The following is a 24,641-nucleotide window of genomic DNA, read 5'->3' on the forward strand; positions in this document are numbered from 1 at the left end:
CACTCAGGTGAGCAGCACGGCTCCTTACGGACCATGTGTCACCTGAGTTCGACGGCGTAGGAGCTGCCAGAGAATTCCCAGCCGTCGGTGCCTTCGTCGATGTCGGCGACGATGATGTCGTCGATGAAGCGGTCCTCGAAGTCGTCGTCGCGCAGGTCACCGGCGAGCCAGAGGGCTTCGATGTCGCTCCAGTCGCCGCGGCTCGCGTCGATGCGGAGGGGGGCGGCGCGGCGGGTGCCGCGTTCGCGTTCTCGTTGCCGGTTTTGACGAGGCCGCTGATCTCGAACTGGCCGTCCTTGATCGTGTCGGGGAGGGGGGCGGCGGGGACGATGACGACGTTCTCGTAGGCGGTGTGGATGAGGTCGCGGTAGGAGCGGCGGACGATGTGGCCGCTCCCTCTCCGCCGCCGGGCACAAGGCTTCCGGCTGGGTGGAGGTGCGGGGCGACCGGGCATGGCCCTGGCCGGTGTCCGGTCCGGGGGGCTGGGACGAGCAGTCCTGCCGGGGCCGCGGAATCAAGCACGCGGCGAGGGCCGCGATGCCACCCACGCGACTGCCCATGCCTCCCCAGCGCTGCCCGATCCGGCGTGTCTGCGACATTAGACCCTGCCGGACACAGTGTCCAACGTACTGTCTAATGGGGGTGCCGCCGACGATGCGCGCGGTCGGAGAAGGCGGTCGCTGCGGCTCACCAGGCGGTTTCAGCGGGGGGATTGACGGGCTCGACGCGGAGGTGTTCGCACGATGTCCGGTTGTCGCGCGGCTCTGTTTCCGCCGTACGGAGAACGCCGGCCAGACCCAATGTGGCCGGCCGGCGGTGAGAGGTGTGGTGACGTGATGGTTCCAGGTGGGCCGCTCGTGGAGCGCGCGTACGGCCATGTGCGGTCCGCGCTCGAACCGGCGATCTTCAATCACAGCGTCCGGGTCTGGCTCCTGGCTGATCATCTCGCCCGCCGAGAGGGACTCCACGGGCTCGAAAGCGAAGCGCTGGCAGTGGCCTGCCTGTTCCACGACGCCGGCACAGCACAACGCTACGACGGACCGCAACGGTTCGAGGTGGAAGGGGCCGACGCGGCCCGCATGTTCCTGGCCGAGCACGGCGCGGCGTGGCCAGAGCCTTTGCTGCAGGACGTATGGCAGGCCATCGCACTGCACACCTCCCCCGGCATCGCGGAGCGTATGGGAGGCCTGACGAGGCTCGTCCGCCTGGGCGTATTGGCAGACTTCGGCCGCTCCGACCTGATCGAGTCCGCCGGCGAGCAGCTGCTAGCGTCACTCGACGAGCTTCCCCGCCTGAGCATCGAAACCGTGCTCGGCGACGCCGTGGTGGAGCAGGCGATGCGCTCTCCCGGAAAGGCGCCTTCGGCCAGCTGGCCCGGTGTACTCCTGTCCGCACACCTCGCCGACCCGCACCATGGCGGCGTCAATCCAGCGTTCTGAACCCGAGCGCCCTGGGAAGGGCCGCGGCCGGCCGGAGACCGCTGCGCACCGCAACCCGGCGTCAGTACTACCCGCGGATGGCCTTGGAGGACAGGTTCCACTCCTGAAGCGCGGGTTTCCCTGGAAGTGACGGGGACGTCCGCAGGGCTCAGGGTTTGCCGACGAGGGCGAGCGCGGCCTCCACTGTGGCCATCAGGGCGCTGCAGTCGCCGTCGATGGTGCCCGGGACGTGAAGCCCCTGCATGAACATCATCAGAAAACGGGCCAAGTCGCGGGCATCGCGCTCCGCGGCGAGCTGCCCCTGCTCCTGCGCTTCGGCGATCACTTCGCAGAGGGCATCTTCCAGCGACGACGTGGTGTCGTGCACGTGCGCCGCGACTTTCGGGTCTGCCTGTTTGGCGAGTGCCTCAGGACCTCCACCAACTCGCGAATCTCCTCGACATCACGTGGACTCTCGTCGGGCAGGCAGCCCGCGCTATCCGTGATCGCGAACTCATCCGCGTCATCGAAGAGTGTTCCGCGCAAACCACCGCACAGATCAACTGGCTACGTATGCGTATGCAGTCGGCCGCACCGCAAACCTCGCTCGTCGCGACCTGAAAAGCTGAGGAGGAGTTGAACGGACGGCTGTGTGCGCTGCCGGGTCACGGAGGGCCGCGGTAGGCGCCGTGCCACCGGCGCCGGGCGAGTACGTGGAAAACCTCGCGTTGCCGCTGGTGGTCGGCGACCCGGATGTCGAGCGCGATCGCCTGGGCACCATCCCAGGCGACGCCTCGGACAGCATGGTGGCGCCCCTTTGAAACGGCCGTTACTCCCTGGCTCTGGTGTACGACGGCTCGGAGGGACGTCATGTGCTGAAGCCGTCCAGCAGCACCTCTACATGGCGATGAACGCAGTGGTCGCTCCCCTCGGGAACCGGACCAGCCAGAGGCCGTGCCAATCTGGCGACGGCCGTGGTCAGATCTGTCACGGTGACATCGGGGCGAAGCCTGCCCGAGTGCTGAGCAGCCTGGACGAGGTTCGATATCGCACGCACAACCCGTGAGCGTGCCCGGCAGAGCTCCCGGTCCCGGGCATCAAAACAATCGGCGAGCATCGGACACAGCGCGCCGAAGTGCTCGTCCAGCGCGCGGTGTACGAAGTGTCGTAGGGCCGTCATCGGGGGCAGCTCCGTGGCGAGTGCGTCCTCTGCCCGATCTGCTGTATGCGAGAGCAGCGACAGCACGGTCGTACGGACGAGTTCGCGCCGGTTCGTGAAGTGCCGGTAGAGCGTGGCATTGCCGATGCCCGCCCTGCGTGCGATCTCGTCCAGCGAGACATCCGGGCCCTGTTGGGCGAATGCCTCGCAGGCAGCGGCCCGGATGCGTTCACGGTTGAGCAGCGCGTCGGCCCTGGGACGGGATTTGCGCCCCTCCCCGATGCCTGTGTTCATTGCCATTGTTCCGGCTGCGGCCCGGCAGATCTCGTGAGGGTCCGAGCGCGGGGGCGCTGCGGAATCGACAAGCTGATTGAACAAGTGGGGCCGCCGACAAAGGACGGGCGACCACCACCCTGGCTGGACGGCTCAGAAGGTGAGAACGAGCCGGCCGCGAACGCCGCCCGCTTCGAATCGGCGATGCGCCTCGGCTGCCCGGTGGGCCGGGAACTCCTCCGCGACCCGCAGCGAGATCTGGCCGTCCTCCGCCAGTGCGCGCAGAGCATCGAGCTTGTCGTGGGCATAGCGGTACTCCGGTACGAATATGTTGTGCGTCATCACGTTCTCCTGGCCGTCCACAGGGGTGACTCCGGGTTCCCCGTCGCTGCGCACCAGGGCGATCTGGCCGCCGGCCCGGACAGCGGGCAGTATCTCGGGGCCCATGATCGCGGCATCCACGGCGGCATCCACGCCGTGGGGAACGACGTGGCGGATGCACTCGCCGACCCCTGGTCCTCGGTCGACGAGCAGATCGGCACCCAGCGTGCGTACCAGCTCCTCGTCGGTGGGAGCTGCGTCAGCCACGACGCGCAGGCCATCGGCCTTGGCCAGTTGGACGGTGTATCCGCCCAGAGCGCCTGCAGCGCCCGTGACCGCTATCCAGCTGCCGGGGGCCAGGCCGAGGATGTCGAGGGCGCGGCGTGCGGTGAGCCCGTTCATCGGAAGCGTGGCCGCCTCGGCGTGGGTGGATCCGCGGGGGGCCCGGACGATCTGCCGGGGATCCAGGACGAGGAACTGCGCGTATGCGCCGCCGGAGGAGTCGATGGGGATGACCATGGCCATCACGCGGTCGCCGACCCTGAGACCAGTGATTGTGTCCGGGCCGATGGCGTCCACCACGCCCGCTGCATCCATGCCCGGCCGGTAGGGCGGGGTCAGGCGGCCGGCAAGCATCTGGTCGGTGTATCCCATGCGCAGCAGTACATCGGCGGGGTTGACGGCCGCTGCATGTACACGTATGCGGATCTGACCCGGTCCGACCTCTGGGATCGGGAGCTCGACGGCCTCGAGTACTTCGGGGCCGCCGTAGCGGAAAACTCCTACAGCCTTCATTGTTGTTTCTTCTCGTCTCTGTAGGGATGCGCGCGGTCAGCCGTACCGCTGGGCACGGGATGCCGCTGTGATCTGCCTCGCTGCTTTGCGAGGGCCCCGCTGTGCTGGCTGCGGGACTGTGGCTGCATGGCCTGGTCGACGTGGCAGCGTGGCGCTGCCTGCAGGCCTGCGCTGGCTTTACGCCGGCGGCGACGCTCTGAATTGTGTGGTGGGGCATCACCGCCGGCCATAGCGTTCGGCGTCCCGCTCCAGCGTGTCTGCGGGTAGCCGCGGCGGATGAGGGCGGCGCTCGGAGATCTCGAGGAGCGGTGGTGGGGACGCCCTTGATTTCCCGGCTTCGCCGATCTCGAGCCGGCGGCCCGGCATGATCCCGTTGTGTGCGGACGTCCGTGTCATTTCAGTCCGCGGAGCAGGCGTTCATGCAGGTGCATGCCGCATGGGCAGGGGGCCTTGACGATGAACGGGAGTTCGTCGCTATTTGGCGGACTGGTCAGCGGGAGGGGTCCAGGCGGGCAGCGGTTCCATCCAGAAGCGGGTCAGCTTCACCGAGCTGATCAGCCACGTGCCGTGGACTTTCTCGTAGGTCTCTCGGTATTGGCCGTATCCGTGGTGGCCTTCGATGCCCTTGGTGCCCGCCGGAATGTTCATGACGTCCTGCATGGACCAGATACCGGTCGCTGTGTGGGGTCCCGCTATGGTGATCTCTGGCATGTAGCCCGAGTGGGCCGTCGGTGCAGCACCGATGATGTCATGGATCACCTTCGCGAAGTCTCGCGGCGACTTGAACGCGGTGCCATCTGTGACGATCTTTGCGTGGGGGGTGAACAGCGATGCCAGCTGGTCGGTGTTCTTCTCGTCCACGAAGCGGAAGTAGCGGGACTTGAGCTGACGGATGTCCTCGATGTCGTCCAGGCGCTGGACCTTGGCCTCGAGTTGCGGGTAGGAGGTCCGCGACTGGTCGGTCGCGCTGGCGGACGAGGAAGTGAACGCTACGGTGGCGGCGCCGCCGCCGATCAGGAGTCCGGCCGCCAGTGCGGATCCGGTGATCCGCGAGCGCCAGACGGCGGATGTGCGGGTCCTCTGCTCGTTCATGATGTGGTTCCTTTTCGTTGCCGCAGGTGCGGGTGTCTCGCAGGGCTGGAGCGATGGCGAACGGTGCACATGGTGTGAGGATCAGTTGGTTGCGGATTCGGCGGGGCCTGTCCCTTCGCCGTGCAGTGGCGGGCGGGGCGCATGGCCGTCGCGCGGCGAAGGCACAGTGCGAGCGCGACTGCGTGGCGCTGGAAGGCCTAGTAGCCGGCGGTGAGTGCGCCGTCGATGGCGAGAGCCGCACCGGTGATGAACGGGCTTTCGTCGCTGAGCAGGAAGGTGGCGAAGGCGGCGATCTCCGCTTCGTCGGCGGCCCGCCCGGTCGGCTGCTGGTTGAGGAGGGCGCTTGCGGCTTCCGGGTTGCTGGCGGTGAAGCCCTGCCACAGGGGGGTGTTGACCAGCCCCGTCACCAGGGCATTGACGCGCACGCCTTCCTTGGCTGCGTCGAGTGCCGTGGAGCGGGTGAGGCCCACGACGCCGTGCTTGGCGGCCGCGTAGGCGGCGGCACCGGGATCGCCGACCACGCCGACCACGGACGCATTGTTGACGATGGAGCCGCCGCCGCTGGCCACGATCGCGGGGATCTGGTGCTTGAGGCTGTAGAACACGCTGGTCAGGTTGAGCGCGATGACACCGTCCCAGAAGGCCTTGTCGATGTCACGGATTGCTCCCTGGCTGTTGCCGCCGCCGGCGTTGTTGAAGGCACCGTGCAGGCCTCCGAACTCCTTGACGGCGACATCGACCAGGTGGGCGACCTCTTCCTCGACGGTCACGTCGGTGGGGACGAACAGGGCCGTGCCGCCCTCTGCGGTGATGTCGGCCACCGTGGCCTCGCCCCGTGCCTTGTCGCGGGCGCCGATGAGCACAGTCGCTCCCTCGGAGACGGCTCGCTTGGCGAAGGCCGAACCCATTCCGGAGGTACCTCCGGTGACGACGATGACCTTGGACTGCAGACGGTTGGACATGGGATTTCCTTTCGTTGCCCGGCGTGGAAGTGACTACTACGCCGGGACGATCAACGTGTGTTCGGTGATCGGAAGGGCCGTGCCGACCCTTGCGGTTCTGCGTTGCTGGTACTGCTTTCGGGCGTGACTGGGGAGTGTGCAGGGGAGGTTGAGAGCCTGATGCGGTCGCTCGGGGAAGGTCAGTGCGCTAGGACAGGCTCTTGCGCGGCTGTCGCTCCACTGGCAGCCACGCTGTGGTCCGGGCGTGGAGCGTTGACCGCGAAGAGGGAGATCAGCGCTGACAGAAGCAGGAATCCGAAGGCCCACCAGTACGCCGCGGTGAATCCGTGGACCAGTGCGACGTCGGCAACTGCCTGGCTGTGCCCGTGAGTGGCAAGGTAGGTGGTGGTGGAACTGGCGGCGATGGTGTTGAGGAGGGCGGTGCCGACGGAGCCGCCGACCTGCTGGGAGGTGCCGACCATCGCGGAGGCGACACCGGCGTCCTGGGGGTCGACGCCGTGGGTGCCCAGGCTCATGGCGGGCATGAAAGCGGTACCGATGCCGAGGCCTGTGATGATCTCGGCGACGGCCAGCAGGGCGTAGGAGCTGTCAGCCCGCAGCAGGGCGAGCAGGACGACGCCGACCGCTGTCACGAGGTAGCCGCCGGCCATCAGCAGACCGGGGCGCACCCTGCCTGACAGGCGGGTGCCAAGCACCATGGAACCGAAGGCCTGCGCGGCGCCCAGAGGTACGAACGCGACGCCGGTGATCACTGGGGAGTAGCCCTTGACCAACTGCAGGTAGTAGCTGAGGAACAAGAACATCCCGAACATGCTCATCACTGCGAGTCCCACCGAGAGGTAGGCGCCGGCCCGGTTGCGTTCAGTGAGAACGTGCAGCGGGAGCAGGGGTGACGTGATCTTCTTCTCTGTGATCAAGAAGGCCAGGATCAGAGCCACGGCTGCGACGAGCAGGGTGATGGTGAGGCTGGAGCCCCAGCCGCGGCTTTCGGCCTCGGAGAAGCCGAAGACCAGAGCCACCAGCCCGAAAGTGGCCAGGATCGCGCCGGGTATGTCGATGCGGGTGCGCTTGCCCTGGGTGGGAATGTCCTGCACGACAGTCATCGCGCCGATGATCCCGATGACGGCAATGGGGATGTTGACGAGCATCGACCAGCGCCAGTTCAGGTATTCAGTGAGCAGGCCGCCCAGCAGCAGGCCCAGTACGCCCCCGGCGGTGGCGATGGCACCGTAGATGCCGAAGGCCTTGGCCCGTTCCCTGGCGTCGGTGAAGGTCAGTGAGATCAGGGCGAGAGCGACAGGAGCCAGGAGCGCTCCGAAGACGCCCTGCCCGGCTCGGGCCACCAGAAGAACGCCTAGGTTGCTCGCGGCTCCGCCGAGCGCGGAGGCCAGGGCGAAGCCGATCAGCCCGATGGTGAAGGCCCTCTTGCGGCCGAGCAGGTCGCCCAGGCGCCCGCCGAGGATCAGCAGCCCGCCGAACGCCAGGCCGTAAGCGGTGATGACCCATTGGCGGCCGCCGTCGGAGAAGTGCAGGGCCTGCTGGGCGGACGGCAGTGCGATGTTCATGATCGCGCTGTCCAAAAAGACCATCAGTTGGGCAATGGAGATGAACGCAAGCGCGGCCCAGCGCCGGGGATGCGGGTGTGGGGTTGCGGCCATGGGAAAGGTGGCTCCTCGGAAACGGACGGGGGAGATCGGAGCTCCCAGACGATGCAGCCGCAGACGGCCTCGGCCCCGGCGGACGGTGGCCTGGCGGTCGGGCCGGTCATGAGATTGGGGATGACCAGGGGCCGACTCGCTCAGGGGACGCACCGCGCCTCTGTGCAGAAGACCACCCGCCAAGCGGACGATATCCATCCGCTTCTGCGAATGTACCACAAGAGGACAGTCATCGTCCGTTTAATGTCCGGCGATGGCCAACGACGTCGATTCGGAACTGCAGCCGAGCGGATCTGCATCCGTCCGCCACTCCGGCAGCCTGCTGGCGACCCCCCGAAAAAACGGGGCGCATAGAACCTCGGCCACCCGGTACGGAAGCCGCTGTGGCCCCGCAGTGATACGAGCCTTGACTGGCGCCGGGACAGCCTCGAATGCTGCGGGATGGCGCTGTCGCTGACACTGGTGCGACTGCGCAGCCGGCACCGCGCGGCCAGCTTGATGCGCGGCGCACGAATGAGCCTGCTGTCCGATGGCCCTGGCTGCGCCGTCGCCGGTGGCCGGCGTGGGGTGTCGTTGTACGGCTCGCGCCGGGGGATCATCGGCTCCCCCGCCCTCGGGGCACGCTTCGGTCGCAGGCCCCGTGCGCTGAGCGCAGTACGGGATGCGATGGCCGTGCAGCCGGGCGAAGCGCGTAGCGGCGATGGCAATCCTGTGTTCAGGACGGCCGGGCGCCCTCCGCTACGGCAAGCCCGTCATCATCGCCCCGCACGCCGTCATGTCGCCGACGGTCTTCGTGCGGATCACGCTGCGCCACGACACCCCGCGCCGCAGCCGTGACCGCTCGGGAACGTCACGCTGACGACGGGGGCGGCCGCCGATGCACCCCGACATGTCACTCCTCGCCGTCCTCCCCTGGAGAACGGGGTGCTCACAACAATGCACCGACGGCCAGTGTGAAGTCGTGTCCGAGACCGAGAATCGTCGTCAGCGCTCTTGCGCGCGTCAGGGGCGGACCTGGGGGCCCGGCCCTGTGAGCGGAGTGTGTGCGGGGGCGCGCATCCCGTCGAGCAGTAGTGTGATGACCCTGCGCCATCCGTCAGGGCCTGCGTCGACACCGAGGCAATGATCGGTATCCAGCGAGGCGCGTGAACAGATCATGATGTCCTGCCAGGTCACATCGTCACGCAGGACACCTGTAGCACGCACCCGGTCCGTCAGCTGGATGACGGCTTCCTGTACCGCGGCGGTTCGCTCCGCGAGCTCGGGCGAGGGCGGCCCCTCGCATGCTGCGGTGACCTCGGCCAGGCCGATGTTGTCGCGGTGCGCGCCTGCGAGCTGCATCACGAACTCGACCAGCCCGTCCCACGGGTCCTCTCGTTCCATGCATTCCCGCGCGAGAACGCACAGTTCGTCGTAGAAGCTGAGTACCACGGCGCCCAGCAGCGCCTCCTTGGTGCCGAAACGCCGGTAGAGGGTGCCGACACCCAGGCCGGCCGCCTTCGCGATGTCCAGGGCCGAAACCTCGAGCCCGCGAGCGGCGATCGCCTCCCGCGTCGCAACGATCAGCGCACACCGGTTACGCTGCGCATCTGCCCGAGCGACCGGTGCAGCGCCCAGACTGGGTGGCACCTGGATCTCGGTCTTCAACCGGCCGGATCGACGGACTATCTCCTTGCGATCACTCACCATGTGGCCTTTTCGTGCGTGCACAGCGCCTGCTTCGAGCAAGCGGGTGGGAATTCCCCGTCCGCAGACTAGCACAAGAGGACGGTAGTCGTCCGCTTACGCTCTGTCCGCATTTCTGCTGTGCAGGCCGCCACCCGCAGAGGTACCGGGCAGCATGTCGCCCGGCAGCGTCGGGGAGCCGCGGAACAGCTGAGTCTCCGCCGAGAACATCTCTGTCTGCTGCACCGCCGCGTCCACCCGCAGGACACTCTCGCGGTCTGGAACGACTGCAGGGTCGAATGCCGGCGCGCTGCTGATCGCGGTCCCGGCCGCACCGACGACAACGAAGGACAGCAGGGACAGCCCCACCGCGGCCGCCAGGGTCAGGGTGCGGTCCCTGAGGGTGCGGGGCAGCAGCAGCGAGAGGACCACGAGAACGAGGATGCAGGCCGTCGCTTCGGTCGAGTGGTGCAGCACCCGCGCGTAGTAGAAGCCCTCTCCCCCGAAGACGCCGGCGAGAGCCGCGGTCCCGGCGATGCGTCGCGCAGCGCTCGACCCGTTGCGGGACAAAAAACCTGCGACACCGAAAAGAGGACCTGCGACGCAGGCCGCGGCCGCCCAGAGGAGCGGCATGGTGAGGGCGCCGATGCCGTCTCGCCCGCAGGCTGCGTAGCCGTAGTAGCCGATGACCAGTCCGAGTTCGGTGAGCAGCCCTGTTCCTGCGGCGAGAACGGGGGTGGCCCGGTGGGCCAGGATCACGCCGGCGGCAAAAGCGGCGGCGGACCAGACAGCCCCCGAGTTCGGTATCTGGTTGAAGGAGCCGGGCAGCCAGCCCTGAGCGAGGTTGGTGAGCAGGCCGAGGACGAGGCCTGCGGCGAGCCCCGCAGCCGGTGCGCTGAGGGCTGGAATGCGCTTGTGCGTGCGAGAAGTCGGCGGCGTCGGCATGGTGTCCGTTCGGTAGGGGCGGGAAAGGCCCAGCGGGTGACGGGGTGCGGGACTGAAGCTTCCCCGTGTTCTTGGACACTTGATCTCTATGCTGCGAGGCCGTGTTGGTGCCGTTGCCGGGTCTCGGCTGGGGTGAGGTAGCCGAAGACCTTGTGCTTGCGCAGTCGGCGGCGGTTGTAGAACGTCTCGATGAAGTCGAAAACGTCGGCGCGGGCGGTGGCCCGGTCGGGCCAGACTCTGGTGCCGATCTCTTCCTTGAGCAGGGCCCAGAAACTCTCCGCGGCGGCGTTGTCGAAGCATGATCCGGTGCGTCCGCAGCTTTGCCGGAGGTTCAACTCGCTTATTTCATTGCGGAATTGGCTGCTGGTGTATTCGCTGCCGCGGTCCGAATGCGCTATGCAGCCGGGCCGGAGCCGCCCACGGCCGGCGGCCATCTTCAGGGCATCCACGACCAGGTCTGCGCGGTGGTGGTCGGCCATCGAGTAGCCGACGACCTCGCGGGTGGCCAGGTCCAGCCGGCAGGCGAGGTAGAGCCAGCCCTCGGCGGTTGGGAGGCAGGTGATGTCGCCGACCAGCTTCGTGCCGGGGATCTCGGCATGGAAATCGCGGCCGATCAGGTCCGGCGCCGGCTTCGCCTTCTTGTCCGGCCGGGTCAGCGACCGCTGCCTGCGGCGATGGGCTCCCTGGATACCGTGCTCGCGCATCAGGCGGGCGACCCGCTTGCGGTTCACGCGCCGCCCCAAACGCCGGAGTTCGGCATGGATGCGCGGGACGCTGTAGGTCTGGCGTGAGCCGACGTGGATGACGGTGATCTCGTGTACCAGGGCCTCGTCGGCGGCCTTGCGGACCGTTCGGGTCCTGGCCGCGGCGAGCCAGACGTAGAAGGAGGAGCGGGCAACCTTCAGCAGCCTGCAGAGGAAAGCGACGCCGTGGGTGGTCTTCTCCGCCTCGATGAACGCGTACGTGTCGTTCACCGATCGCTCTCCTTCGCGAAGAAGACCGCGGCTTTTCGCAGCACCTCGATCGTCTTGGCCTGTTCGATGTTCTGCCGACGCAGTCGCCTGAGCTCCTCACGCTCGGCCGTGGTGAGATCACCCGGGGCTCCCTCGCCCTGGTCTGCCTTGGCCTGGCGGTACCAGCCGCGCAGGGACTCGGAGCTGATGCCGAGATCCCGGGCGACCGCCGTGACCGTCTTGCCCGAAGAGTCGACGAGCGCGATCGCGTCCCGCTTGAACTCCTCGGTGTACCGCTTCGTGTATTTGCTTCCCACCTGGCGCTACTTCCTCTGGAACCTCAGGTCCCAGTCTCCAGGTGTCCACGATCAAGGGGAAGGTTCAGCCGTAGACCGCCACACCTAACAATCCAGCCAACACCAAGGAGTGAAAACCGATCCGGCTGATTGGCTCCTCCCGCGCACGCAGGGATGATCCCAACAACGAGATCGCCGTTCCGTCGATCACTCGCTGCTCCCCGCGCACGCGGGGATGGTCCCGGCGTGCCCACGGCCGGGAACGCGGACACCTTCTGCTCCCCGCGCACGCGGGGATAGTCCCTTGTGGAGGCCGATGAACGATGCGGCCCAGCCCTGCTCCCGCGTACGCGCGGATGGTCCCTGGCTTCTGCACCTGTCCACATGGGACGAGACCTGCTCCCCGCGCACGCGGGGATGGTCCCAGAGGGACTTCACGGTCTCGAGGCCAGAAGCGCTGCTCCCCGCGCACGCGGGGATGGTCCCGGGCACGTATTCCAGCCTAACGGCCGTCCGGTCTGCTCCCCGCGCACGCCGGGATGGTCCCGACAACGCCGCCGACGCCGTCGCACTGATGGCCTGCTCCCTGCGCACGCGGGGATGGTCTCTACTAGGCCAACGGTTCGGTCTTGGAGTTCTTCTGTTCCCCGTGCACGCGGGGACGGGGACAACTAGCTACAACGCTAGCTGCTCTCCGCGCAGGCGAGGATGGTCCCCAAATGATCAAGATGGTGGATGCGGTGGGAGCTGGAGCTTGCACTGGCTGTGGTCAACCGCGACCTGATGGCGACCCAGGCAGGCCGAACGTGCCGCCCTGGCGGTGCCCGCTGTCGGGGAGCCTGCGGCCTGGGCTGTCGACCTACACCGACGCGGACGCCCTCTCGGCCCGCAACCTGGTGGCCGTGCTGTGATGACTCGGGCCGGGAGGGGCGGCCTGCGTGAACGTGTAGCAGGCCAGGCCGCGTCCGCCGGACGTGGAGGTCCGGCCGAAGGAACCAGCCTTGTGGGGGCGGCTGTAACGCCTGTGGTGGCAAGCCCGGGCCGCGGATCTCCGCCACGAGGTCGGTAAGGAGCAGGCGGAGGGGATGACGTCGCGTCTGCCGGGACGCGTCGCTCCGGTGGTGACGCTCCGCAGGCCCTGACCGGCCAGGCCCGGGTAGGGTCCGCAGAACAGCGATGGTATGAGGCGGGGTTCTGGGAATGGTTCGGGTTGCGGTGCTCTCCGCGGGGTCGTGGGGCACGGCCATGGCCAAGGTGTTCGCGGACGCCGGCAGCGACGTGACGGTCCACGCGCGGCGGCCGGAAGTCGCCGACGCAATCAACCATCAGTGCGAGAACCCCGCTTATCTGCCCGGTGTGACGCTCCCGGACCGGCTGCGCGCGACGACCAGCGCACCGGAGGCCCTGGAGGGTGCGGCGCACGTGGTCCTGTCGATCCCGGCGCAGACGCTCCGGACGAACCTGGCCGCGTGGACTCCGCACATCGGTGCGGACGCGGTGGTTGTCAGCCTGATGAAGGGCGTTGAGACCCACAGCGGTCTGCGGATGACGCAGGTGATCCACGATGTCACCGGCATCGGCCCGGAGCGGGTCGCGATCCTGTCCGGCCCGAACCTCGCCCGGGAGGTCGCCGCCCAGCAGCCGGCGGCGGCCGTCATCGCGTGCCCCGACGAGAGCGCCGCGGCCGCGTTGCAGCAGGCGTGCCACACGCACTACTTCCGTCCGTACACGGGCACGGACGTGGTGGGGTGCGAGCTCGGCGGCGCGGTGAAGAACGTGATCGCGCTCGCGGTCGGCCTCGCGACCGGCCTCGGCCTCGGCGACAACGCCCGCGCGCTGCTCATCACTCGGGGGCTCGCGGAGACCGCGCGGCTGGGCGCGGCGATGGGCGCGGACCCGTTGACGTTCGCCGGGCTCGCCGGCGCCGGGGACCTCATCGCGACCTGCTCGTCCCCGCTCTCCCGGAATCGGACGTTCGGCGAACACCTCGGCAGGGGGTTGACCGTGGACGAGGCGACGGTGGCGACGAAGCAGACCGCGGAGGGCGTGATGTCCTGCCGCGCGGTCCTCGACCTGGCGGCCGCACACCGTGTGGAGATGCCGATCACCGAGGTGGTCTCCGCGGTCATCGCAGGGGCCGTGTCTGTCCCGGACGCCGCCGCGGCGTTGATGTCCCGGACGCCGAAGTCAGAGCGCTACGACGTCTGAGGCTCCTCCTCGCCTGCCTGCGGGGGGCCGGTGTCCTTCCGCCGCCACCTGCGGGCTGTCGAGGATCTTCTCGTCGGTCCTCCCGAGAACTGGTGCGGTGTCTGCGGCGACGGCGATGATGCGGTGGTCGGGGCCGAGATCGCTTAGATCGTGCGGAACTTCGAGGTCTGGTCTCCCACGAGAACGTCTACACCGCCCCGGCCACCCAGGAACCCGCAGCCGGCTGAGCGTCCGTGGGACCTCCAGTGGTGCTGCCCCCGGGCCGAGCCTCGGTGCAGCGCCGGTCTTCAGACCTCGTCCGGGTTCTCCTGGGCGTATAGGCGGGCGTCGAGCTCGGCTGCCCAGGCAAGGGCCCAGGCGCGCAGGTCGGTCAGTTGGCCGGGATTGAGGCCGTAGTCGGTGAAATCCTTGTCGTCCCACCATTCGGCACCGTTGAGGCGGTCGCGCAGGTCTTCGAGGCTGAACTCGTAGCGTGCGTGGCGGCGGCCGAGCGTTTCGAGGTCGGCGGTGGTGCGGTGCTGGGAGGCGGCGTGGACGTCGATGAGGTCGCGGACTGCTCCGCGGTCCGCGAGCGCGCGGACCTTGGTGCCGATCACGTCGTCGAGGGCCAGGACCGGTCCGTATTCGGTTTGCGTGGGCGGATTCCAGAATGCCTCTTTGAGGACGTCCACCTCGCATTCCTCTCCGGATTTCGGGTCGGTTGCGATCAGACGGCCGGAGAGGGCGCTGGTCTCGATCTGGCGGATGCTCCAGCCGCGGGTGGCTAGGCCGTCGCTGACCACAGCGACGATCTCGGCGATCGGGGCGGGGTTGTCGGTGGCTACATCGAGGTCCTGGCTGAGGCGGTCGACCAGGCCGTGGGCCTGGACGGCATAGCCGCCTGTGATCACCAAGGGGTAGGGGGTGCCGATCGCGAGTACATCGGCAAGGAGCCGGCGGTGCAGGTCGGTCAGATTCACGCGGCCGGCATGCTCCGGACGGCGGCCAGCTCAGGGAAGGCGGCCTCCCATGCCTCCCGCAGCGGCCTGCTGATCAGGGTACGCAGGACCGGCCACTGCTCGAGCAGCAGATCCCGGTTCAAAAAGGCGACCAGGTCTTGGCGCTGCCCTTCGGCCAGGACGGTGCGGTAGAGACTCATCCGCGAGCGCGGCTGCTCCACCTCGTAGGAGCGGCGTCCTGACCACGACACGTGCAGCGGCAGGTCGACCGAGCCGCGAGTGGGGCCCGTCAGATCCTGAAGGCGGGCGGGCAGCCGCTTGGCGTACTGCTCGCGGAGCAGCTCAAACGCGTTCGGCACCGGGAAACGGGACGAGCTCAAGGCCATGCCTCGATTATGACCTGCCAGACCGCGCAGCAGAGGGCCGAAGCCCGAACCGGCTGACTACCTGTGGCGGAGCAATGATCCTCGGTGGCGGCTCCGCTGCTCACGGACGCGGCGCAGTGGCGGTCCGTATTCGCAGGGCATCTACGCCCGGCGACAAGGCGGCCGCCGCTGGGCGAGTGGGCTGGTCCTCCGTGGGCTCCGCCCGGCGCCCGCCAGGCGGCCCGGCTGGAACGATAGCCATGGGCGCCAGGCGCAGCGGCCCGAGCCGGCTGTGGACGGTGCGGGGTTTGCTGGCCGTGCGCATTCCAGTACCGATGGACGCGACAGAGGTGCCGTTGTTTCTGGCGCGGGCTGTGAGCGGAGGTTCCGTCCGCTTGCAGATCGGCACTCATCCAGTCAGCGTGAATCCCTGCCCGCACGGATCTTGAGGAGACTTCGCAGATGCTGAAGAAGCGACCGCTTCGCTGACCTGCTGTGCCATGCCTGGTCCAGCATCGACCGCACCGGAGCGGCCTGGACCGATTACGTAGAACGCCTACCCGGGAGTGTCAGGGCCCGGGCTCGGGCCCGTCGCGGTGAGCCCGACGGCGGGCGGCGGACCTGGTCTTCTAGAAGGTCTGGCCGCTGGAGACGTGGATGTACACCGGGCGGCACGCGCGGACCTCGCGGTGCAGCGTCTGGACCACACCGCGCACGTGGTCCGCGTCCCCGTGGGGAGCGTCACGTGATTACCCACCCGCGGCGCCAACTTCCCCGCACTGTCGTTCGAATACGCGGATCACGGCTCGGGGATCCATTCCGCGGGTGGAGGGGTGCGGCTGTAGTGGGCTCCTGTGGTGCCGTAGCGGGCGAGGTGGAGGGTTTCGCCGTCGAGCTGGATCTCGGCCGGTGGGGGGTTGGGGACGGAGATCCGCGGGTGGGCGTAGGGGTGGCCTTCGATGAAGAGGGGCTCCAGGTGCCGGTTCCAGCTGTCCGCCCAGCTCTGGGCGTGCTCGCGGGTCCACGGGTTCTGCAGGGTCCGTGGGGCGGCCGGGTCGTGGCCGTAGCTGTTGAGGCTGCGCACCAGGGCTTCGCCGTAGACACCCTTGACCCGGAAGTTCTCCAGGTCCTCCAGGTGGACGACCATGTTGACGTACCGGCGGCTGTTGCCCCGGTGCCGGCCGACCGCGTGTCGACGTGGGTCGCCGGGGTCCCAGATGGCGGGCGGGATCCACAGCAGGGTGCCGGCGCGGAAGTGCTTCGTGCCGTGCTGGATGTCGAGGCCGCTCTCGCCGTGCGAGGTCTCCCGTGCCACGTTGGCCACCAGACACCAGCCCAGGAGTCCGTCCGGCGTCTCTTCTTCGGTGGGTCCCGTGTCTGTCACGCCGAGCATTCTGAGGTCAGGGGCGGGGCGCAAGCCAGCTGTTATCGGCTGAGCCGACCGGACCGGATCACATACGGATCACCAGCCGCACGTATCGACCCTTGGGTGAGGTGCCACAGTCCATGATGTCTGCCCAATACTCAGGGTAAGCACTGGCCCTGTACTAGGGTCCGTCTTCAAACTGATCTTGCCCAGAGCAGGAATGATGCGAGATTGACCGCTGCCTCGTAGGAGGTGGCGGTCTTGTCGTATCTGGTGGCGATGCCGCGGAAGCCTTTGAGGCGGTTGAAGCAGCGCTCAACTACGTTGCGGCGGCGATAGATCTGTCGGTCGAATGCCGGTGGCCGGCCGCCGCGACGGCCGCGGCCCAGCCGGTGTCGCTGCTGGTCGGCTTTCTCCGGGATGGTGCACGCGATGCCGCGTTTGCGCAGGTAGGCGCGGAATCCTCGTGAGCTGTAGGCCTTGTCGGCGATGACCTGGTCGGGTTTGGAGCGGGGCCGGCCAAGGCCGGTCCGCGGGACGCGGATGCGTTCCAGGAGGGGACGCGCGCAGATGCTGTCGTGGCGTTGGCCGGGTGTCAGCAGGATCGCGAGCGGGCGGCCCTTGCCGTCGCAGGCGAGATGGATTTTGGTGGTCAGGCCTCCTCGCGATCGGCCGAGGGCGTGATCGTCCGGTTCGTCCGGTGGGTGGTTCCCCCTTTTCGGCCGGTGGCGGCGGCGTGCTGGTGGGCGCGGACGATGGTGGAGTCGATCTGGACGAGCCAGTCGATGTCGCCGGCCGCGTCCGCGTGTGCCTGGATCTGCTGGAGGGCCCGGGTGAACACGCCGTCCAGCGCATAGCGGCGGAAGCGGGTGTAGACCGTCTTCCATGGCCCGTAGCGATCCGGCAGGTCACGCCAGGAGATCCCGGTCCGGATCTTGTAGACCATCCCGTTGATGACCTGTCGATCCTCCACACGCGGACGGCCCGTCGCGGCCCGCGGTATCAACGGAGCGAGTAACTCCCACTCCTGATCGGTGAGTTCATGGCGACGTATCACCCCACCATGATCCACCATCCGATGATCTTTGAAGACGGACCCTAGTGCCGCATCAGGCAACGTTCGCCCTCACCAGTGAGAGCTGGCTTCGCCCACCCGTTGCAAGGGGTGTCAGTGGGCGGTGCGATGCTGACGCCGACAACTCCGCTCACGATGATCAAAGGGGGGGCCGATGCCTGGTGAACGATCAGGGCCTGACTTGTCCTCGGTCGGCTTCGACTCTGAGTGGTGTGCCACGGACCTGGGTGCATACAGGACCTGCCGCTACACCTACGAGTACTACCCGTACGAGAGTCTGCCACCTCTCGACTCCACCCAGTTCACGGGCGTCTTTCAATGGCTCGGTGGTACCGGCGAACCTGTTCCCGAACAGGTCACGGCGCTCAATCGCTTGGCAGAGGACGTGTCGGCCAGAGGCTTGACGCTGCCGCGGGACTTCGCCACCTTCCAGGCCGACTCGAAGCTGCACTACTCGCTGGACGAGGTCTCGGTGACCGGCTGCTGGACCGATATTTCAGAGCCCTTGCCTAGTCCGGTCGATCCTGGAGCCTTCCTCGTGCGATTCCTGCGGGATCAACAGGACTGCGTCATCTGGTACCTCTACCTCCGTTCTTCGGGTGAGGCGTTCGTGGTGCACTCCTATCTCGACTACGAATACGAGTACGAGGCACGGCGCGATGGGGAAGAGACGGAGACCAATCTCGACGATCCGGAGGAGCAAAGGGCCGCAATCCTCTGGTGTGCACCTTCGTTCGAGGAGTTCGCCCATCGGTTCTGGATCGAGAACCGTCTGTGGCATGCCCTCAACGGAAATGACCTGTCCGGGCTCGAGCCTCAGTTGCGTGACTACTTGCGCCACTACGCGCCGCCCGGAATACCCGCATGACCGTGCGCTGAACGAGATCATGTGCGGATGGCAGAGCAGGTACAGGTTCGCGGATTCGATGACGGCGAGGGGCGGCGCTTGCTGCGTATCGTCCGCAGGGGCACCGGGTCGGTGGTGACCTGGCGGCGGGCTCAGATGGTGCTGCTGTCCGCGCAGCGCATGACCGTGGCGAAGATCGTTGAGGTGACGTTCACCAGTGAAGACCGGGTCCGGGATGTCATCCACAACTTCAACGCTGACGGCTTCGACACCCTTTACCCGAAGTACAAGGGAGGCCGGCCCAAGAAGTTCACGCTGCCCGAACGACGTGAGATCAAGAAGATCGTCAAGTCCCAGCCAGCCGAGCACGACCTGCCGTTTTCGACCTGGAGCCTGGCCAAGCTGGCCGACTTCCTGGTCGCCGAGGGGGTGGTCGACGACATCAGCCACGAGGGCCTTCGGGTCCTGCTCCGTGAGGAGGGCGTGTCCTTTCAACGCATAAAGACCTGGAAGACCTCCCGCGATCCCGACTATGCCGCCAAAAAGGCCCGCGTCGAGCATCTCTACGCGATCGCCGACGGCGAGGTCATACCCGAGGACGGCGAACCCGAGGTCGTCTTATGCCTCGACGAGTTCGGCCCGCTCAACCTCCAACCCCACCCCGGGCGGCAGTGGGCCGAGCGCGGCGGACGGCACAGGGACCCCGACCGGGAGCCGAGGCGCCGCAGGCGGGCAACCTACACCCGCCCGCACGGGGTCCGGCACCTGTTCGCCGCTCTGGACCTCGGCAAGGACAAGCTTTACGGCCACATCAAGCCGAGGAAGAACCGGACGAGGTTCCTGGAGTTCTGCCGCTACCTACGCAGCCTCTACCCGCCGGAAATCCGCATCGCGATCGTGCTCGACAACTTCTCCCCGCACCTGACCACGAAGAAGGACACCCGAGTCGGCGATTGGGCCGCGGCCAACAACGTCGAATTCGCCTGCACGCCGACCATCAGTTCCTGGCTCAACCGTATCGAGGCCCAGTTCACCGCCCTGCGCTACTTCGCACTGGACGGGACGGACCACGCCAGTCACAAGGAGCAGGGCAGCATGATCCGCCGCTACATCCTCTGGCGGAACAAGCACGCCGCCGACGCACGCCTCCGCGAGGTGGTCGACAGGGCGAACGTTGCCTGATGCGGCACTAGTGAGGGAGCGAATGATCGAACCAGATCGGCCGGGCCTAGGCTGCTTGACATGGCGAGATTTGACGAGGTCAGGGCGGCATTCTGGAGTGACGGCGACTACGGCGTCCAACTACCGCTCACCGAGGAAGCAGTGCGGGAGGCTGAGCGCGTGCTCGGCGTGACGCTGCCCGCCGTGCTGCTCGACCTCCTCCGTGTCCAAAACGGTGGCAGCGTTGCCCCTGGTCTAAACGCGTTCCCGACCAACCGGCCCACTTCGTGGAGTGAAGACCACGTCCCTTTCGAAGATCTGATGGGCATCGGGCGACGCGAGCGGATGACATCGTTGCTCGACACCCCCTACTTGGTCGAAGAATGGGAGCTGCCATCGTCGATCGTGCTTCTCTCTGGCGACGGGCACTGCTGGATCAGTCTCGACTACCGAGACTGCGGCCCGAACGGTGAGCCATCGGTCACCTGGTTCGATACCGACCTCGGCACCGAACTCGCACTTGCGAGTGACTTCAGGGTGTTCGTCGAGAACCTCACTGCAGGCAGCGCCTTCGGTGTCGACCCTGGCGACTCCACATCGGCTTGACGCCGACATTCTCTGGGGAAGAGCAGGGCTCATGAGGGTTCTCCGGGGATGATCGGCATGCCCAGGGTGACCGGGGTGCGGTTCGGTTCCGGGTGAGGCGGTCGAGCGAGGCGAGCTTGTTTCGCGCGGCGTCCAGGCTGATCTGGAGTCCGTGGACCTCGCCGAGCCAGCCGTTGGCGCGGGCTTCCTCGATGCGGTCACCGAGGTTGCGGATGATCTCTTCTAGGCGTCGCCGCTGATGTGGGTCGACGCGGAGCATCGGACATCGAACGCAGGCATGCTCGTGTGCGCAGGGGGTGCCGTAGGGGCGCCCGCAGGTGCCCAGTTCGACCTTGCGCAGCTCGAAGTGCTTCTGGAACTCCTCCCACTCCTGTTCGGTGGGTTCCCGGTATTCCGCGGCTGGGCGGTCAGCGCGCCGGGTGTCGAGGAACGCCCGGTAGGACTTGATCAACTCCTCCTGGAAGACCGCGAGGTATGCCTGGGTGGTGTTGAGGCTGTGGTGGCCGAGAATCTTCGCTGCGATGTGGACGGGCAGGCCGCCGGTGACGGCGTCCGTGATGAACATCCGGCGGAAGTCGTGCGGGGTGTAGCGCAGAGGCTGGCCGGCCCGGTCGGTAAGCCCGGCTCGTTCCAGGGTTTCGTTGAGGAGTCGGAGGACGACGCGGGTGCTGATGATCTCTCGGCGCCATCCGATCTTGCGCTGGAACAGGTGCGGCAACATCGGGCCGGTGACGCGTTCGTGTGGGTCATAGCGGGCAGCCAGAGGGACGCGGCCGTCGTCACTCCTGATCCGGCAGACCACGGTGGCGAGGACGCTGGCCAATTCGGGGGTGACCAGGAGCAGTCGCTCCTCGTTGCTCTTGGACGGCACGATCTGCAGCAGGGGAACGACCTCGCCGTTGTCGGGCAGACGGTAGGAGATCAATGCCAGGTGGGTAAGTTCCAGCAGCTCCTCGACGCGGACGCCGGTGTGCCTCAGCGTCTCGATGATCGCCCAAGCCCAGAACGCGTCCTCTTCTTTGCGGAGCAGCTCGATCCGTTCGCCGCTTTCCTCATCGGTGACCAGGACTGCGTCCGGGCCGTGCTGGGTCTCGCTGCGGGTGTCCCACCGGTATTGGGCTCGGCGGTAGGTTCTCCCGGCGTGTTCGAAGGTCTCGCCGACGGGAGTCTGGCGCGCGGCAGCGAGCAGGACGGTCTGGTCGTCGCGGTGCTTCTCCGCGGTGTCGACCAGCACGGGCAGGTGGGGCAGGCGCTCGCGGATCCGTTGGTGCACTTCCGCTTTCCGCGCGCGGTTGCGCTTGGAGACGCCTTCGAGTTCGCTGCGGCGGATCGGGCAGCGGACTGCCCATGGTGCCCAGGAGGGGTCTTCGTGCGCCCACTCTTGGATGTCGAGATACAGAGTCCGGACGCGGCCGAGGATTTCCAGGCGTCCCTTGCGGGGCCGTTTCGGTCCTCGCTTGCCGGAGGTGAAGGCGAGCCGGGCTTTCCAGGCGTCAGCAACGTCGGAAGGAAGGTCGAGGGTGTCGATGCCGGGGTGATGCTGCTCGATGTCGGCCCAGAAGGTGCCGGCCAGGGTGCTGGTGAGCTGACGGAAGCTGCTGAAGTCCATGCCGGGGCGCCGCTCGTTGAGGTAGCGAATCAGCATGTCACGGACCGGAGCGGACTGGATCTTGTGCTGGCTGATCAGTTCCTCGGTCGTGAGCTGGCCCAGCCGGATGGCGGCGCGAAGGCTCTTGTCCGTATCGAGGATGCCGATGTCGCGCAGTACGTCCCAGGCTCCGTGCAGGCCGCTTTTGTGGCGGGAGTAGCGGCTGATGTTCCAGGCGCGGAACTCAAGCACATCCTCCGTGGTGATGCGGGGGAGCTCTTTGCCGGTATGGAGCACGATCTTGGACAGGATGGTGAGGACTTCCGCAACCTGGCGTCCGGCCATGCCACGTGCGCGAGCAGCTTCCTCTGCGCGGGTGAACGTCTCGACGGACAACTCGGTGCGCACGTCGGCGAACAGGCGGACTGCGCCGTAGCCGACCAGGAAGTCGTAACTGGGCAGCACGAGGCGGCTGAGTAAGAGGCCGGCCAAGCCGTCGGTGACTTCATTGCGGAAGTTCCTCGGTGCGCGTCCTTCGGCCTCGGCGGCGCTGGCGACCCAGCTCAACGGCCCTGGGTCGGCTTCGCAGGACTCCCATCGCTCCTGCCACCCGTCACCGGGCCGCTGCGTTAGCCACTCCAGCATCCGTTCGGCGGCGCGCAGTCTTGCGCGCACTTCAACAGCGGGCAGCTCGGCCCAGGTTCGCAGCTGGGGCAGTTTCTGGATCACCTCGCGGCTGGAAAGGGTGTCGATCGGTCCGACGCGACGGACAGTTGGACTTGCCTGTTGGGCGCCGATAAAGGCTGGGAAACGCTCTTCCCGCACGGGTTGGGCGGGCGTGCTGGTCGTGGCAGTCATCGCGGTGCCCCTCCGAAGAGCACGGCCAGGTCCGCGGCGTCGTAACCGCGGGCCGGGGATGGAACGGTTTGCGGGACGGCCTGTTCGGCCTGCTTGAGGTCCAACAGGTGTTGGTGCACCCGGCGGATGACTTCCTCGGGTTCCTCTTCGAGGTAGAGCTGTGTGGTGGAGAGGTGTGCGTGGCCGAGGATGATCTGGATGTCGCGAAGCGAGAGATTGCGATCCCGCAGCATCCTGCGGGCGCAGGTGTGCCGGAGGTCATTCGTCGTCCAGTTCGTGCCGAGAACATCGTTGACGCGGCGCAGGACGGCCCGAAGGGCGTCGTAGTTCAGCGGCTGACGGGCCAGTGGTCCATCACCGTGGCGCCGTCGCCGCAAGGTCCACCAGACCGGATCACTCGGAGACAGAGGGCCGACGCCGTCAAGGTAGAGCCGCAGCCAGACGAAGGCGTCGCTGCTCGCCGGCAACCACTGTTCGGCATCGGTTCCCTTGCGATGGACCCGGACGAGCTGGTCACCCCAGTCGAGGTCACCGCAACGGATGCCGAGGACCTCGGCGGCGCGGCTGGCGTTGCTGATGACCAGCGAGGCCAGGGCCCGGTCACGGTCCGAGCGCAGGGCCGCGAACAAGGCGTCCCACTGCGCATCGGGCATTGCTCGCGGGCGGCGTTTGGGCAGGGGCGGGTTGTAGCGCAGTCGCCCTTCGGGCCTGAACGGCTCCAGGGGGTTGTGGTGCGCGTTTGGGCGTCGTCCCCTGCGGCGTTCTTGGGGCACCGGGTTGACCAGCGGACCGGCTCCCCGCTCGATCCAGAACTCGTAGAAGCTGCGGATCACCGCGTTGCTGTGCCGGATTGTGCGGACGGCGTACTGGTCTCCCGGGTGCTGCTTGCGCGTGATCGGGTTGATCGTGCCGACGGTGGACGCTGTCTTCCTCCTGGGTGTGTTGCGCGGCTTCGTCGTGCGTTGCAGCCACAGCACAAACTCACGCACCTCAGCCGAAGTCACCTTGTCCCACTCGACATTGACGACCAGGAGCCATCGCCACCACCGCAGCAGGTCGTGGGCGTAGCTTCGGACGCTTCCGGTGCGCCGGCCTTGCGCGACGAAGTCACGCAGGTACCGGCGGATCGGCTCGATGGGGCGCCCAAAGCTGTCCTGTACCTCGTACGGCACGACGCCGCCGGTCTCGACGACCCGGCCCCACCGCGGGAGCCGAATCGCATCGACGTCACGCTCCCCCTCATTCGGTATTGCCACGCAGATCCCTCCGTTCGGGTTGCGTGACTTCCTACCGACGCGGCACGAACGACACGCCGCAACACGCCCTTGTGTCGGCCCGTAGTCCGGTCAACGTGTCGGGAGGTGCCGGCCCAGTCGCCGGCGCCGGGCGCGGAGTCGTACGTCCAGCTGTAGGGGACCGGTGCTGTCGCGTGCCAGGCTTTCACGTCCGCGGTGGACCATTCCTTGATGGGCAGCCACTCGTCGACGATGCGGGCGCTGTTGGTCTGGATGTTGCGGAAAGCGGCCCGGTTCTTGCGGTCGGGGCCTTCGTCGCTGCGCAGGCCCATGACCTTCAGGATCCGTACGGGGCGGCCGAGTTCGCGTTTCATGCGGGTGACTATCGGCGTCCAGGCCGCGGAGACGACGGACTCCTTGGCGGCCTTGCGGCAGTAGGGGCTGCCCATGCGGGGGAAACGGCCGTAGGCGGCCATCTCGGTGAGCAGGCTGTGGACCATCCGCGTGCCGTCGGGGGCGGGCAGGGTGCGGGTGACCTCGACGTGCCGGTTGGCGGGTATGCCGAACGCAGTGCTCTGCAGGGCGGCGAGCTCGGACACTCCCGGGTAGCGGACGCCGTCGAAGACCACGGCCGGCCACTCCAGCACGCCGAGACTGGCGTGGTAGGAGATCACCCGGTCCGCGACCCCTGCGCGCTCGGCGGCGTCCATGAACACGCAGTTCATGACCGCGGAGTCCTTCCCGCCGGACAGCTGTGGGGCGAGCAGGTCGTAGGAGGCCAGATCGGGTTCGCAGGCGGGGCGGTGGGCGGTAGAGGAAGGCATGACGTCTCCAGAAGGTGATGGGGGTGAGAGAGG

Annotated in this window: 23 protein-coding genes and 1 pseudogene; 7 read left to right on the plus strand and 17 right to left on the minus strand. The window is 67.5% G+C overall.

Annotation, left to right across the window (positions count from 1 at the left end; translation table 11 throughout):
* Nucleotides 1-35 precede the first annotated feature (35 nt).
* Entirely contained in the window at nucleotides 36-347 is a 312-nt protein-coding gene (locus OG776_RS04070; protein WP_329318957.1) for a hypothetical protein, read from the plus strand.
* Nucleotides 348-857: 510 nt separating this feature from the next.
* Nucleotides 858-1,439, plus strand: coding sequence for an HD domain-containing protein (locus OG776_RS04075; RefSeq protein WP_329318959.1), 582 nt, complete (start codon nucleotides 858-860; stop codon nucleotides 1,437-1,439).
* A 148-nt stretch (nucleotides 1,440-1,587) separates the two neighbouring features.
* On the opposite strand, the pseudogene OG776_RS04080 reads toward OG776_RS04075, so the two are convergent.
* The 6 genes and pseudogenes from OG776_RS04080 to OG776_RS04105 form a co-directional block, all read right to left on the minus strand.
* A pseudogene (locus OG776_RS04080) lies at nucleotides 1,588-1,818 on the minus strand (TetR family transcriptional regulator C-terminal domain-containing protein); the annotation flags it as partial.
* A gap of 468 nt (nucleotides 1,819-2,286) precedes the next feature.
* Nucleotides 2,287-2,871 (minus strand): TetR/AcrR family transcriptional regulator, encoded by a 585-nt coding sequence (locus tag OG776_RS04085; protein ID WP_329318962.1) that lies wholly within the window; start codon nucleotides 2,869-2,871, stop codon nucleotides 2,287-2,289.
* A gap of 132 nt (nucleotides 2,872-3,003) precedes the next feature.
* Nucleotides 3,004-3,966, minus strand: a complete 963-nt coding sequence (locus OG776_RS04090) for an NADP-dependent oxidoreductase (RefSeq protein WP_329318964.1) — start codon at nucleotides 3,964-3,966, stop codon at nucleotides 3,004-3,006.
* A 474-nt stretch (nucleotides 3,967-4,440) separates the two neighbouring features.
* Nucleotides 4,441-5,058 (minus strand): nuclear transport factor 2 family protein, encoded by a 618-nt coding sequence (locus OG776_RS04095; RefSeq protein WP_329318966.1) that lies wholly within the window; start codon nucleotides 5,056-5,058, stop codon nucleotides 4,441-4,443.
* A 197-nt stretch (nucleotides 5,059-5,255) separates the two neighbouring features.
* The gene (locus tag OG776_RS04100) at nucleotides 5,256-6,020 is read right to left on the minus strand and encodes an SDR family NAD(P)-dependent oxidoreductase (protein ID WP_329318968.1); all 765 of its coding nucleotides are present in this window, start codon (nucleotides 6,018-6,020) and stop codon (nucleotides 5,256-5,258) included.
* Nucleotides 6,021-6,199: 179 nt separating this feature from the next.
* On the minus strand, nucleotides 6,200-7,678 hold the full coding sequence (locus OG776_RS04105) for an MFS transporter (RefSeq protein ID WP_329318970.1): 1,479 nt from the start codon (nucleotides 7,676-7,678) through the stop codon (nucleotides 6,200-6,202).
* 700 nt (nucleotides 7,679-8,378) lie between these two features.
* Here OG776_RS04105 and OG776_RS04110 point away from each other — a divergent pair.
* Nucleotides 8,379-8,537, plus strand: coding sequence for a hypothetical protein (locus OG776_RS04110; RefSeq protein ID WP_329318972.1), 159 nt, complete (start codon nucleotides 8,379-8,381; stop codon nucleotides 8,535-8,537).
* A gap of 143 nt (nucleotides 8,538-8,680) precedes the next feature.
* Here OG776_RS04110 and OG776_RS04115 read toward each other — a convergent pair whose 3' ends face one another.
* From OG776_RS04115 to OG776_RS04130, 4 genes are all read right to left on the minus strand, one after another.
* Nucleotides 8,681-9,406: a TetR/AcrR family transcriptional regulator gene (locus OG776_RS04115; protein ID WP_329318974.1), complete on the minus strand. Its 726-nt coding sequence runs from the start codon at nucleotides 9,404-9,406 to the stop codon at nucleotides 8,681-8,683.
* 54 nt (nucleotides 9,407-9,460) lie between these two features.
* Nucleotides 9,461-10,288 carry a DUF6518 family protein gene (locus tag OG776_RS04120; RefSeq protein ID WP_329318976.1) on the minus strand — a complete coding sequence of 276 codons (828 nt, stop codon included), beginning with the start codon at nucleotides 10,286-10,288 and terminating at the stop codon, nucleotides 9,461-9,463.
* Between the two features lie 86 nt (nucleotides 10,289-10,374).
* Nucleotides 10,375-11,262 carry an IS3 family transposase gene (locus OG776_RS04125; protein ID WP_329318979.1) on the minus strand — a complete coding sequence of 296 codons (888 nt, stop codon included), beginning with the start codon at nucleotides 11,260-11,262 and terminating at the stop codon, nucleotides 10,375-10,377.
* Nucleotides 11,259-11,558, minus strand: coding sequence for a transposase (locus OG776_RS04130; RefSeq protein WP_148011135.1), 300 nt, complete (start codon nucleotides 11,556-11,558; stop codon nucleotides 11,259-11,261). Before OG776_RS04130 ends, OG776_RS04125 begins: the two co-directional genes overlap by 4 nt.
* 1,179 nt (nucleotides 11,559-12,737) lie before the next feature.
* On the opposite strand from OG776_RS04130, the gene OG776_RS04135 reads away from it, so the two are divergent.
* Nucleotides 12,738-13,745, plus strand: coding sequence for an NAD(P)H-dependent glycerol-3-phosphate dehydrogenase (locus OG776_RS04135; RefSeq protein WP_329318982.1), 1,008 nt, complete (start codon nucleotides 12,738-12,740; stop codon nucleotides 13,743-13,745).
* A 287-nt stretch (nucleotides 13,746-14,032) separates the two neighbouring features.
* Here the strand turns inward: OG776_RS04135 and OG776_RS04140 are convergent, their stop codons facing one another.
* The 4 genes from OG776_RS04140 to OG776_RS04155 all read right to left on the minus strand — a co-directional run bounded on the left by OG776_RS04140 (nucleotide 14,033) and on the right by OG776_RS04155 (nucleotide 17,468).
* Nucleotides 14,033-14,704: a nucleotidyl transferase AbiEii/AbiGii toxin family protein gene (locus OG776_RS04140; RefSeq protein ID WP_148014623.1), complete on the minus strand. Its 672-nt coding sequence runs from the start codon at nucleotides 14,702-14,704 to the stop codon at nucleotides 14,033-14,035.
* Nucleotides 14,701-15,069, minus strand: coding sequence for a hypothetical protein (locus tag OG776_RS04145; RefSeq protein WP_329318985.1), 369 nt, complete (start codon nucleotides 15,067-15,069; stop codon nucleotides 14,701-14,703). Before OG776_RS04145 ends, OG776_RS04140 begins: the two co-directional genes overlap by 4 nt.
* Nucleotides 15,070-15,847: 778 nt before the next feature.
* Nucleotides 15,848-16,432, minus strand: a complete 585-nt coding sequence (locus OG776_RS04150) for a hypothetical protein (RefSeq protein WP_329318988.1) — start codon at nucleotides 16,430-16,432, stop codon at nucleotides 15,848-15,850.
* Between the two features lie 176 nt (nucleotides 16,433-16,608).
* Nucleotides 16,609-17,468, minus strand: a protein-coding gene (locus OG776_RS04155; protein ID WP_443077347.1) for an IS5 family transposase whose coding sequence is annotated in 2 segments (ribosomal slippage) — nucleotides 16,609-17,115 and nucleotides 17,118-17,468 — 858 coding nt in all. Because the reading frame shifts where the segments join, the coding sequence is not laid out codon by codon here.
* Nucleotides 17,469-17,643: 175 nt separating this feature from the next.
* Between OG776_RS04155 and OG776_RS04160 the strand changes: the two genes are divergently transcribed.
* The 3 genes from OG776_RS04160 to OG776_RS04170 are packed head-to-tail and all read left to right on the plus strand — an operon-like array spanning nucleotide 17,644 to nucleotide 20,103.
* Nucleotides 17,644-18,357 carry a hypothetical protein gene (locus tag OG776_RS04160; RefSeq protein ID WP_329318990.1) on the plus strand — a complete coding sequence of 238 codons (714 nt, stop codon included), beginning with the start codon at nucleotides 17,644-17,646 and terminating at the stop codon, nucleotides 18,355-18,357.
* A gap of 27 nt (nucleotides 18,358-18,384) precedes the next feature.
* Nucleotides 18,385-19,518, plus strand: a complete 1,134-nt coding sequence (locus tag OG776_RS04165) for an IS630 family transposase (protein WP_329318992.1) — start codon at nucleotides 18,385-18,387, stop codon at nucleotides 19,516-19,518.
* Between the two features lie 60 nt (nucleotides 19,519-19,578).
* Nucleotides 19,579-20,103: an SMI1/KNR4 family protein gene (locus OG776_RS04170; protein ID WP_329318994.1), complete on the plus strand. Its 525-nt coding sequence runs from the start codon at nucleotides 19,579-19,581 to the stop codon at nucleotides 20,101-20,103.
* Here OG776_RS04170 and OG776_RS04175 read toward each other — a convergent pair.
* The 3 genes from OG776_RS04175 to OG776_RS04185 are packed head-to-tail and all read right to left on the minus strand — an operon-like array spanning nucleotide 20,051 to nucleotide 24,608.
* Nucleotides 20,051-22,549 (minus strand): tyrosine-type recombinase/integrase, encoded by a 2,499-nt coding sequence (locus tag OG776_RS04175; RefSeq protein ID WP_329318996.1) that lies wholly within the window; start codon nucleotides 22,547-22,549, stop codon nucleotides 20,051-20,053. The genes OG776_RS04170 and OG776_RS04175 overlap by 53 nt on opposite strands.
* Complete coding sequence (locus tag OG776_RS04180) at nucleotides 22,546-23,664, minus strand: tyrosine-type recombinase/integrase (RefSeq protein ID WP_329323646.1); 1,119 nt, start codon at nucleotides 23,662-23,664, stop codon at nucleotides 22,546-22,548. The genes OG776_RS04175 and OG776_RS04180 overlap by 4 nt, the downstream gene beginning before the upstream one ends.
* Nucleotides 23,550-24,608, minus strand: coding sequence for a hypothetical protein (locus OG776_RS04185; protein ID WP_329318997.1), 1,059 nt, complete (start codon nucleotides 24,606-24,608; stop codon nucleotides 23,550-23,552). Before OG776_RS04185 ends, OG776_RS04180 begins: the two co-directional genes overlap by 115 nt.
* Nucleotides 24,609-24,641: the final 33 nt, after the last annotated feature.

It is taken from the genome of Streptomyces sp. NBC_01689 (assembly GCF_036250675.1).
Taxonomy (GTDB): domain Bacteria; phylum Actinomycetota; class Actinomycetes; order Streptomycetales; family Streptomycetaceae; genus Streptomyces.

Excerpts from the sequence above, each read along its gene's own strand:
- OG776_RS04145 (WP_329318985.1), bottom strand. The coding sequence starts at position 15,069 with ATGGCCTTGAGCTCGTCCCGTTTCCCGGTGCCGAACGCGTTTGAGCTG.
- OG776_RS04120 (WP_329318976.1), bottom strand. The coding sequence starts at position 10,288 with ATGCCGACGCCGCCGACTTCTCGCACGCACAAGCGCATTCCAGCCCTC.
- OG776_RS04100 (WP_329318968.1), bottom strand. The coding sequence starts at position 6,020 with ATGTCCAACCGTCTGCAGTCCAAGGTCATCGTCGTCACCGGAGGTACC.
- OG776_RS04160 (WP_329318990.1), top strand. The coding sequence starts at position 17,644 with ATGCCTGGTGAACGATCAGGGCCTGACTTGTCCTCGGTCGGCTTCGAC.
- OG776_RS04135 (WP_329318982.1), top strand. The coding sequence starts at position 12,738 with ATGGTTCGGGTTGCGGTGCTCTCCGCGGGGTCGTGGGGCACGGCCATG.
- OG776_RS04165 (WP_329318992.1), top strand. The coding sequence starts at position 18,385 with ATGGCAGAGCAGGTACAGGTTCGCGGATTCGATGACGGCGAGGGGCGG.
- OG776_RS04185 (WP_329318997.1), bottom strand. The coding sequence starts at position 24,608 with ATGCCTTCCTCTACCGCCCACCGCCCCGCCTGCGAACCCGATCTGGCC.
- OG776_RS04085 (WP_329318962.1), bottom strand. The coding sequence starts at position 2,871 with ATGAACACAGGCATCGGGGAGGGGCGCAAATCCCGTCCCAGGGCCGAC.
- OG776_RS04090 (WP_329318964.1), bottom strand. The coding sequence starts at position 3,966 with ATGAAGGCTGTAGGAGTTTTCCGCTACGGCGGCCCCGAAGTACTCGAG.
- OG776_RS04175 (WP_329318996.1), bottom strand. The coding sequence starts at position 22,549 with ATGACTGCCACGACCAGCACGCCCGCCCAACCCGTGCGGGAAGAGCGT.
- OG776_RS04095 (WP_329318966.1), bottom strand. The coding sequence starts at position 5,058 with ATGAACGAGCAGAGGACCCGCACATCCGCCGTCTGGCGCTCGCGGATC.
- OG776_RS04170 (WP_329318994.1), top strand. The coding sequence starts at position 19,579 with ATGGCGAGATTTGACGAGGTCAGGGCGGCATTCTGGAGTGACGGCGAC.
- OG776_RS04105 (WP_329318970.1), bottom strand. The coding sequence starts at position 7,678 with ATGGCCGCAACCCCACACCCGCATCCCCGGCGCTGGGCCGCGCTTGCG.
- OG776_RS04110 (WP_329318972.1), top strand. The coding sequence starts at position 8,379 with ATGGCAATCCTGTGTTCAGGACGGCCGGGCGCCCTCCGCTACGGCAAG.